This is a genomic window from Mycoplasmoides gallisepticum (assembly GCF_900476085.1).
Taxonomy (GTDB): Bacteria; Bacillota_I; Bacilli_A; order Mycoplasmatales; family Mycoplasmoidaceae; genus Mycoplasmoides; species Mycoplasmoides gallisepticum.
In genome coordinates, this window is record NZ_LS991952.1 from 83,857 (window position 1) to 96,259 (window position 12,403).

Annotated in this window: 10 protein-coding genes; 9 read left to right on the plus strand and 1 reads right to left on the minus strand. The window is 31.5% G+C overall.

Annotated elements, in window-relative coordinates; all coding sequences use genetic code 4:
• Window positions 1–35: 35 nt before the first annotated feature.
• From lysS to D2833_RS00410, 4 genes are all read left to right on the plus strand, one after another.
• Complete coding sequence (lysS, locus tag D2833_RS00395; RefSeq protein WP_011113304.1) at window positions 36–1,514, plus strand: lysine--tRNA ligase; 1,479 nt, start codon at window positions 36–38, stop codon at window positions 1,512–1,514.
• 36 nt (window positions 1,515–1,550) lie between these two features.
• The gene (locus tag D2833_RS00400; protein ID WP_011113305.1) at window positions 1,551–2,681 is read left to right on the plus strand and encodes a DnaJ domain-containing protein; all 1,131 of its coding nucleotides are present in this window, start codon (window positions 1,551–1,553) and stop codon (window positions 2,679–2,681) included.
• Between the two features lie 20 nt (window positions 2,682–2,701).
• Complete coding sequence (locus D2833_RS00405; protein WP_011113306.1) at window positions 2,702–3,451, plus strand: DUF2470 domain-containing protein; 750 nt, start codon at window positions 2,702–2,704, stop codon at window positions 3,449–3,451.
• Between the two features lie 158 nt (window positions 3,452–3,609).
• The gene (locus D2833_RS00410; RefSeq protein WP_011113307.1) at window positions 3,610–4,668 is read left to right on the plus strand and encodes a ZIP family transporter; all 1,059 of its coding nucleotides are present in this window, start codon (window positions 3,610–3,612) and stop codon (window positions 4,666–4,668) included.
• On the opposite strand, the gene D2833_RS00415 is transcribed toward D2833_RS00410, so the two are convergent.
• Window positions 4,645–5,460: a hypothetical protein gene (locus D2833_RS00415; protein ID WP_011113308.1), complete on the minus strand. Its 816-nt coding sequence runs from the start codon at window positions 5,458–5,460 to the stop codon at window positions 4,645–4,647. The genes D2833_RS00410 and D2833_RS00415 overlap by 24 nt on opposite strands.
• An 86-nt stretch (window positions 5,461–5,546) precedes the next feature.
• Here D2833_RS00415 and ptsP point away from each other — a divergent pair, with 86 nt between their 5' ends.
• From ptsP to D2833_RS00440, 5 genes are all read left to right on the plus strand, one after another.
• A complete protein-coding gene (gene ptsP / locus D2833_RS00420) occupies window positions 5,547–7,283 on the plus strand; it encodes a phosphoenolpyruvate--protein phosphotransferase (RefSeq protein ID WP_011113309.1) in 1,737 nt (578 codons plus the stop codon).
• An 80-nt stretch (window positions 7,284–7,363) separates the two neighbouring features.
• A complete protein-coding gene (locus D2833_RS00425; protein WP_011113310.1) occupies window positions 7,364–7,909 on the plus strand; it encodes a sigma-70 family RNA polymerase sigma factor in 546 nt (181 codons plus the stop codon).
• Between the two features lie 434 nt (window positions 7,910–8,343).
• Window positions 8,344–8,616, plus strand: a complete 273-nt coding sequence (gene rpsO / locus D2833_RS00430) for a 30S ribosomal protein S15 (protein ID WP_011113311.1) — start codon at window positions 8,344–8,346, stop codon at window positions 8,614–8,616.
• A 30-nt stretch (window positions 8,617–8,646) separates the two neighbouring features.
• Window positions 8,647–10,428 carry a ribonuclease J gene (locus D2833_RS00435; protein WP_011113312.1) on the plus strand — a complete coding sequence of 594 codons (1,782 nt, stop codon included), beginning with the start codon at window positions 8,647–8,649 and terminating at the stop codon, window positions 10,426–10,428.
• 19 nt (window positions 10,429–10,447) lie between these two features.
• Window positions 10,448–12,403, plus strand: a complete 1,956-nt coding sequence (locus D2833_RS00440) for an FtsK/SpoIIIE domain-containing protein (RefSeq protein WP_011113313.1) — start codon at window positions 10,448–10,450, stop codon at window positions 12,401–12,403.

Consider the following 12,403-nt stretch of genomic DNA (forward strand, 5'->3'; position numbering starts at 1 on the left):
TAATATAATAGAAAAGCCATTATTTAAAAATAATTATGTCTAAAAAACTTAACGATCAGGAACTAGTTCGTTTAGATAAACTAAACCGTTTAATTGAATCTAAACAAAACCCATACGAGGTTACAAAAGTTGCTAACACTCATAACACAAAAAGCTTAAAAGAAAAATACGACCAATTTTCTAAAGAACAGTTAGCAGAGATGCAACTGGATAAGCCAATTACTGTTAGTGGGCGTGTAATCTTGATTAGAAGAACATTTATTCTAATTCAAGATTTTCATTCAGAATTACAACTATATATAAATAAAAATAAACAACCTGATCTGTTTAAGTATTTCAATGACTATTTAGATTTAGGTGATGTCGTTTGTGCTACTGGTAAACCAATGAAAACCAATACTAATGAACTTTCATTAGATCTGGAATCATTAAAGATTATCAGTAAATCTTTAAGAGTACCACCTGAAAAATTCCACGGGATCGCTGATGAAGAAATCCGTTCACGAAAACGTTATTTAGACCTAGTTTATAATAAGGAATCAAAAGAAAGATTCGTTTATCGTTCAAAGATTATTGCAGCAATGCGCCAATACTTTAATGAAAACGGTTTTTTAGAAGTAGAAACACCATTTTTACATGCGCAGATCGGCGGAGCTGCTGCTAAGCCTTTTGTAACAAGATATAACGCACTTGATCGTGATTATTATTTAAGAATTGCTCCTGAATTACCTCTTAAAAAACTTATCGTTGGAAGTTTTGAAAAGATATATGAGATTGGTAAGTGTTTTAGAAACGAAGGGATGGATTCAACTCACAACCCTGAGTTTACTAGTGTTGAAACTTACGTAGCTTATGTTGATTATATCTACATGATGGAACTAACCGAGGCTATAATTAAGTATATTGCCAAAGCAATTGGTATTAGTCACACTAATATCAAGAATGAAACGATTGATTGGAATAAACCATTCAAACGAATTAAGATGACTGAATTAGTTAAACAAGAAACTGGAATCGATTTTACGCAAGTAAAAAAAATAGATCAAGCGTTAGATTTAGCTAAAAAACATAAGGTTCATGTTAAAGAGCATGAGAAGACAATTGGTCATATTATCAATTTATTTTTCGAAGAATTTTGCGAGAAAAAATTGGTTGAACCAACGTTTGTAACCCACCATCCAGTAGAGATCTCACCGTTATCAAAATTAGATTATTCAGATCCAAGATATACCGAAAGATTCGAGCTATTTGCGTTTGGTAAAGAATTAGCTAACGGGTTTAGTGAATTAAACGATCCAATCGATCAAAGACAACGATTTGAAAAGCAATTAGAAGAAAAACAAAAGGGTAATGATGAAGCTTCTGAAATGGATGAAGATTTCCTAGAAGCTCTAGAAAATGGCCTACCACCAACTGGTGGTTTGGGCATTGGCGTAGACCGTTTAGTGATGATGTTAACAGGGACAACATCAATCAGAGATATCTTGTTTTTCCCGCACGTACGTGAAGAATAACAATTAATTATAATAAATGTATAATCCGCAGGCTGTTTGAGGTGGTTAGTGAAAGAACAAAATTATTATGAAATATTAGGTGTCAGCACTAATGCTTCTTCAAGTGATATTAAAAAAGCGTTCAGAAAACTTGCAAAAAAATACCACCCTGATGTCAGTAGTGACCCCCAATCACTCGAACTGTTTCAAAAGATTAACGAAGCTTATGAAGTTTTAAGTGACGAGAAAACACGTAGGGACTACGATGAGTTCGAATTAGATCTTTATGACAGTGAGGATGATGTAGATGATTCAACTGAGTTTGTTGACACTAAAGATGTCTTTAGTAAGATTTTTACAAACATCAAAAACAATCAGCAGACAACTTCAAAAGCCAATAAACCACCTTTTGGTTCTCAAGCTAGCAACACACCACCTTCTAGTTCAAATAAAACTGCCACCAAAACAGACCCTAATACACCTAAAAATTTATACACAATCTTAGGGGCAAATAAAAAAACTTCTGTTGACGAATTAAAACGGCTGTACAGTATTTTGAAATTAAAATACTCAACTAATCCCAAGACAGAAGCTAACGAATGGTTAAAAAAAGAGATCAAATGTGCTTATACGGTTTTATCAAACCATGAAAGCAAGGTTAAATATGATAAAACCGGGATCTTTAGCTTTGAAGGTGTGAGCCACCTAGGTGGCGTTTTTTCACGTACTAGACACTTACAAGAATTAGAAAAACGTCAGAAAAAATCTAAAGCAACAAACCAATCAACAGGCACTCGTAAGGTTAATAATAAGAAGAGTTCAATCCACAACGTGCCTTATAGCAGCCCTAAGGATCGTTCTGCTTCTTTTACTAAATTTAGCACCCCACAAGCACAAAAAAAATCTGCTTGACAAGCTGCTAAATTCGACATTAATATTGAAGATTTCTATACCAATGTTAATGTTGCAGATGATGAACTACTTTCACTACGTGAAGAAGTATTAGAACAAAAGAAAAAAAAGGAAGAAAAACACAACCAAGATCCTAATGCTAAAAAACAAACAGCTTTAGCTAGATTTAAAGAAAATCACCCAATCTTAAGTTCGGTTATTACTGGTCTATTGATTTCAGTTATTTTAACGGTTATTCTCGTTGTTATTATCGCTAAAACTGGTATAACTAAGTAACACCGAAAGATAAAGAAAAAATGAACAAACAAGATATTATTGAACACGTAAATAACGATCATTTAGATACTTTAAATATCATCTATCGTCATTACGTAAAAAACCAAGCTGTCCAGACAATTAAGTTAATTGATCTGGATTTAGAAAAAATGATCGTTTTGGTTAATGACCAAAAGATCGAAATTCCTTTTGAAAGAAAAGTTAAAGATTTAAGTGAGATTAAGTACGTAATGATTGAGATGCATGAACGTGCTCAATATTTACTTAATCTTGATAGTGTTCAAGAAGAATATAATCAGTTTTTTAAAAGTAACTTTAGAAGTATTCATTTAGCAACTAGAAATAAAGATAACGAATTAACATGTAGTACAACAGTGTTGTACCGTAAAAACAACCAATTATATGTTTATTTAGCAAAAGTTGCTCAGCATTATCAAAACATCAGTTTTAACAATCAAAACTTAGGGGTTTTATTGATTGAAGATAGCGCTGTAGACAGATCTGAATATTTAAGAAAAACAGCGCAATATGTAGCAGATTTTGAACAAGTTAATGATCAAAATTTAGTGAATGAATTGTTAGATAATTTAGCAAAAAATCCAGTGGAAACTAGAGTGGCTAATATGCTTAAAAAGTTTGCTGGATTTGTACTATTTGAAGTCAAGTTAAAAAAGGGTCGTGTGAACTTGGGATTTGGTAAAGCATATGATGTTGTCGATCATAAGTTAGTACCAATCAATATGACAGAAGAACATAAGATGGTTGATTAGTTAACCACGTTAAGATGAACAAAATATCCCAAATTTGGGATATTTTTTATGTTTTATGGGGCTATCTTTAAAAAGCAAGCTATTTTTTTATTTAAAACTTTTATAAATAAGGACAAAAATTGTGTATAATTTTGGTAATAGGATTCATAGATAATTAAATGAACAATATCTTTATTACGCCACAAGCAGTGGGCGATAACACGAACCTTGCGATATTTATTAACTTATTAATTTATGTTGCTTTTTTATTAACAGTTCCAACACTGCTAATCTTTTGTTTAATGTTTATTAAACCCAAGTTAAAACAAAACCAAATGTTTAATCTTTATGCATTTTCATCCGCATTATTATTAAGTATTGGAACATTAGGTCTATTGTTTGAAGCAACAGATGGGGCAACTTGGTTTGTCAACAACACCTTAAGTAGTTACACCGAGGTTAATCAAACCTTAATTAAGATTGCCATCATTGTTGGTGGGGCAATCTTAGGTCTGACACTAGTAATCTCATTCAGATTTTTGTACATCCACTTTACCAAACAAGATCATTGTAACCACACCCATGATCATTCTTTACACATCATGAACGAGGGTGAAGATGTACAACACAAGATGAAAGAACACAAACCTAATGTTAAAGCAGCTTGATTAGTAATCATCTTGTTATTATCACATCGAGCGATCGATGGTTTTATCCTAGGGGGAACAGTTTCTTTATTAACCCTGAATCCAACTAAAATTAACCTTGGTTTTATTATTACCTTTAATCTCCATATTCTTGTTGAGGTTGTAATTATTCATTACCGTCAGATCCAGTATGGTGAAAAAAGATTTAAAGCTGCACTTCACAACTTCTACACGACATTATTAATTATCCCAATAATGATAGTGGGAGCTTATTTAAACCGTTTCTTAAGAAACGTAGGTTGGATCATTCCATTAGTTAATGCTAGTGGTGGGGTAATCATCACCTTCTTAGCAGTTATTGAGTTAGTACCTGAATTTATTCATAACCGTTCGATGAAAACCGCAGACTGATATAAGATGTTAATCTCGTTTGCTTTTGGTTTGGTTTTTGCAATCTTAATCTTGTCAGTACACAACCTGTCTCATACTGAACATGATCACGGGGGTATGATGGATCATGATCATGACCACGGGCCAATAGCCCATTTGATTAGTCAAACAAAGAACTTACTGCTTTACAAATTTAAATAACTCTTTATATTTCTTATTTAGTTTGTAAAAACTTAACGGGTTGAACCCATTTGTTTTGAAAAAAGAGCTTTTGCGATTGATCTCAAAAGTAACACCTCTTTTTACGATCCGTTTAACAAACTCTAAGTTGTGTTCGAAATAATACCAAAGATATTCTTGATGATTATGTGCAATCATCTTGTTTAAGAAAGCAATATTTTGATCTTCTAGTTCAACTTTGTATCTTCTTAATTTGGGATCAAATAATTCTGGTTCATTAATTGAACTCACAAATTTAAGATATTGGTAAGCACGATCTTGATCTAGGTGTTGAAACAACAGATCAAAGTAAGCTAATTCACCATGAGGTGAAAGACTTAAAGGGATGATATCCTTCTTATAAAAAACCGTGTTAACAAAATCAAGGTTTTCGCAAATAAGATTTTTAAATTTAACAGGTTTGTAAAGTTTTTGATAACGCTTTAGGTTTCAAAAATATAGTTTTTGTTCACCTAGGTTTTGCTTTAAGACACTAATCAACTGTTCATCAAGTTCGTTTCTGACATCAAAAATATAATAAAAATCGGTTTCAATTAAATTTTCCTTAAAAAGGTAATTTAATCCGTTTGCAAAGTTATCAAACTTTTGCTTATGAACTATTGTTGGATCTAAATTGTTTTTTTCAACAATCTCATTGGTTAGATCAACTGATTGATCTAATAAAACGATTAATTTTTCGTTTTTTAAATAATCTAATGTCCGTTGTAAATTGTTGGCACAATTTCTTAAATACAAAACCGTTGTCAGTGTCATTTATATTCGTTCATTTTCGATTATTTTAGCTTAAAATATAATAAAAAAATATAATACTAATATTAGTTTAATAAGACATTTTAATTATGAAAAAATACGAAGGTATTGGTGCTTCAAATGGAGTAGCGATAGCTAAAGCTTACGTGCTTAAAGCTCCGGTTTTTAATTTTGACAACAATAAGATTAAACCAACTGAAGTAGAAGAAACAATCACTAAAATTAAGCAAGCTTTTGATAAAAGCTCTGAACAATTAAGAGAGTTAAGAACGATCGCACTAAAAAACTTAGGTGAAGAGATTGCGGTCGTTTTTGATGGTCACATTAACATCGTTAATGATCCCATGTTGTTTGATCAGATCTCACAAGAAGTTAAGGACCATTTAGCAAACGCGCCAACAGCGGTTTCTAAAATTTATGATCAAACCAAAGCGATGTTTGAAGGGATTGAAGATGCTTATCTTAAAGAAAGAGCTTCTGATATTGGTGATGTTAAAAAACGGATCTTATCTAACTTATTAAATGTTGCGTTGCCAGATCTATTAGCAATTAACCACGAAGTGATTATTATTGCTGATGATCTGACACCATCTGAAACTTCGTTATTAAATAAACAATACGTTAAAGGGTTTGCTACTAATATTGGTGGGAGAACTTCACACTCAGCGATTATGGCTAGAACACTAGAAATTCCTGCTGTATTGAGTTTAAAAACAATTACTGAAACACTTAAACACGATCAATTGATCTGTATTGATGGAAGTAAAGGTGTTGTTTATAGTGATCTAAGTGAAGCTGATATTACCACTCTTAAACAAGATCAACAAAGATATAACGAAAGTCAAGCTAAACTTAAGAAATACTTACCACCTAAAGCTGTAACACTAGATGGTCATGAAACGATCGTAGCAGTTAATATTGGTAAACCAATCGACCTATTAAAAGGTAATGATTATGGTGCTAAGGGTGTGGGGTTATTTAGAACTGAATTCTTATATATGGATTCAGCTAACTGACCGGATGAAGAAACTCAATTTAATGCTTACAAGCAAGCATTAGATTATGCGAATAATGAAACAGTAATTATTAGAACATTGGATATTGGTGGGGATAAGAAATTAAATTATTACCAATTCCCAGAAGAGATGAACCCATTCTTAGGGTTTAGAGCGATCCGTTTTACCAACCAAAATCCAGATATTTTTAAAGCACAATTAAGAGCATTACTACGTGCTGCTAAATTTGGTAGTTTAGGAATCATGTTCCCAATGATTGCTAATCTAGAAGAGTTATTCAAAGCCAAAGAGATTCTAGAAGAAGCTAAAAAAGAATTAGATCAACGTAAGGTTGAATATGGCAAGCCATTAGTGGGAATTATGATCGAAATTCCATCAGCTGCAGTGATGAGTGATGTTTTGGCTAAATATGTTGATTTCTTCTCAATCGGAACGAATGATATGATCCAATATTCGTTTGCCGTTGACCGAATGTCTAAAGATGTAAACTATCTATACCAACCACTTAATCCAGCTTTATTAAGAATTGTGAAGATGACAATCGATGGTGGGTTAAAGCACAATGTGTGAACTGGAATGTGTGGTGAGATGGCGGGTGAACCATTAGCAATTCCAATCCTATTAGGAATGGGCTTGAAAGAGTTTTCAATGTCGGCTTCTTCAATGCTTAAAGCAAAAGAATTGATAAACAACTTAAAATATTCTGATTGTAAAGAATTAGTTAACCGAGTAATTAATTTGGAAAGTCAAGAAGAAGTTGTCAAAAAAGTTAAGGAATTTTTAGCTAAAAATAACCTAAGTGTTGCTTAACAAAAAGTCGCTAAAAAATAGAGAGCAATAATCTTCAGTTTTAATCATAATTATCTTGTGAAAGTTAGCAACAAGAAATTATGATTAATTTATTAGATATAAACAAAGTCATCGACAAATACTACTGATATGCATTTAAAATAGCTAGTAAAGTGTTTTACAACTACTATTCTTCTTTACCTTTTGAATCTGCTGATCTACATCAGATCTCTGCACTAGCGATCATGGATGGGTACAACCGATTTGATTCCAAGAAGAATAATAATTTTGATGGTTACATAAAAAAGTATGTTTCTTTATATATTATCAGCACGTTTAAAAAAGAAACTACCAATAAAAGAAAACTGTTAAATAACAGTTCAGAAAAAGACAATACCACTCCAATCTGTCACAAAACTCCAGAGTACTATCTCAAACTAGATGAGTTTAGAACTGAGATTAAAAAAGTCTTAAGAAAGTTCAGGCCAAATCAACGTAAGATCATTATGGAGTTTTTACAAGGTAGTCGGATCTGTGATATCGTAAAAGAGCTTAAGACTAACAAACATAAAGTTAGTTATGTGATTACGAAATTTAAAAATGAAATCATTAAAAATGATTTAATAAAGAACAGTTTAAATTATTAATAATCTCGATTAAAATAAAAATGATCTATGAAAAGCTAGCGATGATTAGTTTGATTGGCTAATTGGTAATAAAATTACTAGTGATCAGTAGTTATTATCTAGTTTTTAGCAAGTAACAAATTTACTAAAAACGGTTTTTGTGCAATTGTTAGTAAATTATTTAAGCAATTATTGAACCCATTAGTAAATAATAAAAGCCACTTAGTGCAGTTTAACCAACTTATTTAAGGTCAATAGTAGATTATCTTGATTGGTCATCGAATCCGGGGTCTTTGATCATCTAGGATCGTTAAAATATCAGTAAAAGTAGGGGTGTGTTCCCTATTTTTACTTTCTAAGTTAATTTTAGTTACCTAGATTAACTTTGAAATCTAATTGTATGGTATAATTTTAATGATGTTCTCAATATCACACTAATTTTTTCGGAGTAATAAATGGCATTATCAAAAGATAAAAAGACTGAAATCATCAAGAAATTCCAAAAAAATGACGCAGATGTTGGCAGTGTTTTTGTTCAAGTAGCTGTTTTAACAGAAGAAATTAAGTTATTAACAGAACACCTACTTAAAAACAAAAAAGACTTCATTTCAAAGCGCGGTCTTTATACGAAAGTTTCAAAACGCAAGAATCTGTTAAATTATTTAAAACAAAACGATTTGAACGCTTATAGAAACTTGATTTCAGAACTAGAATTAAGACATTCTTAATTTGCTAATAAAGAAATAAAGCACACAAATTTGTGTGCCTTTTTTGTTTTTATTGATATATTCATATTAATTATTAACAATATGGCTAAAATTAATTTTTTCACGCTAGGCGGACAGGACGAACAGGGAAAGAACTGTTCTGTTCTAGAAGTCAATGATGATATCTATTTATTTAATGCAGGGAGTTTGGTACCAATCAACAGTCTATTAGGTGTTGAACAACTAATCCCTGATTATTCATATATCGTCAATCATAAAAAGAAGGTTAAAGGTTTATTTATCGGTTATCCTTCACAATCAAACTTAGGTTCATTACTTTATTTATTAAAATCATTAAAACCCCAAACATTAACTGTTTATACTTCATTAATCGGTAAAACGATTATTGAAAGTATTATGGACAAACAACGCAACTTTGAGCCATATAAAAAACATGTCAATATCGTTGTTCTAAACCCATTAAAAGAGTTTAAGATCAATGACAGTGTTAGTGTCATTCCGTTTAGGGTATTTTCATCAATCCCTTATAGTTATGGTTTTTGTTTATCAACTCAAGATGGGATGATCGTTTATATCGATGATTTCATCTTGGTTAATGATAAGAACAAGACATTCAGTTCAGATCTAATGGATCTGAGAATGTTAATTACTAATAAAAAGGTTCTATTATTAATTGTTGGTGCTGGACAAGTGGGTAAACATATTAGTAATACCAGTCCCAACCACCGCTCAAAGCAAGCAATTGAAAAGTTCATGAACGATTGCAAAGGGCGAAGTATTATTGCTTGTTATGACGATAATGTTTATGCGATGTTTACGGCAGCTACGATTGCTAGAAAACAACAAAGACCATTTATCGTTTATAGTCAAGCATCAATTAACTTATTTAATACGATTATTAAGAAGAATATGTTTAATTCTCGAGATTTGCAAACGATGCCAATCAGCGAGATGAACAACGTTAAAGATGCGATTATTGTCGTAGCTAACACTCCGCACAATTTATACAACCAGTTAGCAAAGATTGCTACTGGTGAAGATAAACGCTTAAAACTAGATTCAGAAGATCGTTTTATCTTATTAACCCCTAAGATTGCAGGGTTTGAGAGTTATGAAGCTAAGATCTTAGATGAGATTGCGCGTTGTGATGTGATCTATAAGCGGCTTAATTCTGAAGTTTTACCAATTAAAGCTTCAAATGAAGATCATAAGTTTTTAGTTAACTTACTAAGACCACAATATGCAGTACCAATCCAAGGTCTATATAAAGAGTTTGTTAAATACCTTGAAGTGGTTAACCAAACTGGTAATTTCAAAGAGCACCAAAAACCAATCTTACTTTATAATGGTGAGATCTTAAGTTTTGTTAATGGGAAATTAACAAATAAACATGAAGAATTACATTTAAATTCAAAGTGTATTGATACTGCTGGAGTTCAAGATGTTAAATCGATGATCTTATCTGAGCGATTCCAAATGGGTTGTAATGGTGTTGTTGTTTTAGCGATGTATTTCTCAACCAAAAAGATGGAATTCTTAGATGCAATCGATATCCAAACTTATGGTGTTAGTGATGAAGCAGTTAAATTAAACGAAGCGATCCAAAAATGTAAAACTCAAATTAAAACGATGCAAATTACGTTCATCACAGATATCAAAGATCGAATCGAAAAGAATATGAAAAAACGGATTACGATGAACGATTACACCCAATTCAAAAAGACGATAAGAAAATTGGTAGGTAAGATCTTTGAAAAGAGCTTATTTAAGAATGCAGCGGTAATAACTAGTGTTGTTGAATTAGAAAACTAAGGATAGAATATTTAACAATATGAATCGTGAATTAAGAGATAAAAAAACCAACCCTAAAGTGATGATGGCTGATAGAAACTACATCATTAGGTTAACGATCGTTGTTTTTTTAGGAATCGTGTTGTTCTTAAGCTTTCTAAGAGCACCATATTTTGGTGAGTTTTTAGATGGTTTAATCTTTGATTTAATGTTCTTTGGCACAGCCAAATACATCTTTTATCTTGCGAGTTTTATTGTTTTAATTATCTTAGCTTTTCCCCATCCAATCGTTTATAAGATCCACAGATCAAAGATGTTTTGGTTATTTATCTTGTTGGTAGATCTATTTATCTTATTAATCTTTGGTTTGGTTCATTATTCGCTTTATTTAACTAATATTAGCCAGATCACCTTACCCACTTATGTGAACGAGTTTTTTACTAAATGAACTAGCTCATTATGAATTAATGGGAAGTGGTTGTGACAAAACAACGCTCCATTATTAATCTCTGGTGGGTTAATTAATAGTTTGTTTATTGCGGTTAATGCGTTCTTCCCCGCACTAATTGCGGTTGAACTAGCTTTAATCGTTTTAACGATCATCATCTTATTTATTGGTATCTATTACAACATTAAAGGGTTTGTTAAATTAAAAAACAAATTCATTAAGGTTTTAGGTGGGGTGATTAATAAAAACTTCACGCCATTTTATGAACGGTGAAAAACAAATAATAACAGCGCACTAGTTGTTAGTAATAACGTTGAAGAAAATAAGGAAACTTTTGTTAAAGAAAAACAGATTGATGATCTGTATTATGGAAATCAAAACTTACAAACGAATCAACCAAGTTTTTCTAAATTAACTCGACATCATCAAGAAAAAGAAAAACTTCCTGAGATCAGACAAAAATCAGTTAACGAACGTAAGCTGAACGAATCATTACTAGAAGTGATTGTTGACAAACTTGAACAGTTGTTCAAGAAAGAAAACTTTGAGGTTGAACTAATTGAGAAGAAATGTGGTCCAACTGAAGTTTATTTAGCTTATGAATTCAGCGATCGCAAACAGATTAAAAGAATTAAAAATCTTGATAAACAGTTTGTTGATATCTTTGAAAGTAATATTGTTAGTATTAACCAAAAAGGTAATATCGTTTATTTTTACACCAAAGCTTTTAATGAAAGTAAGATCTCATTAGCTGATGTGATGATCAAACCTGATGAAACAACAAAGAACCAACTAAATTGTGCAATCGGAATTGATCAAGATTTCAACCCGATTAATTTTGATCTAAAAAAAGAAAAAAGCTTTTTATTCATTGGTGGGTTAGGTTCAGGTAAACTAGCTTGTACAGTTTCATCTTTAATCTCATTAGCTATCAGTAAACCAACAACTGATTTACAGTTAGCAATCATCGATCTACCAGATTCTAAACTATCTAAGTTAGATGTTTTAGGCCATCTTGTTCACCCTCCAATTAATTCGATTGAAGAAGCAAATCGGTTCTTTGAAAAGATCATGACCGAGATGAAATATCGCAACAAGATTTTAGACGAAAATAATGTTGAAACGATCGATGAATATAATAATAAAAATCCGAATCAGAAGATTAAGGATTTTGTGATTTGTATCAACGATCTAAATGATCTTTTAGACTATGATTTTTCAAATATATTTAAAATTATTTCGTATATTTATAAGGTGGCTAATAAGATCAATGTTTATCTAATTCTGGTCGCTAACTCAATTACCAAAGCCTTGATTGATGATGATCTACTAACCTATTATGGTAAGATCATCAATCTTAAAGTGGACACACCAGAAGAGTCAGATCTTCTAGTTAATAATAAAGAGTTATACAAACTTCATAAAAATGGCGATTTTTACATCGTTGATCTCAAATCAAGAAACACCCTAGTTCGTGGGTTATCTTGTTTTGTTGAAGATTATGTATTAGAAGATTTAAGAAGACATTATAGTATCAAAGAGTATTAA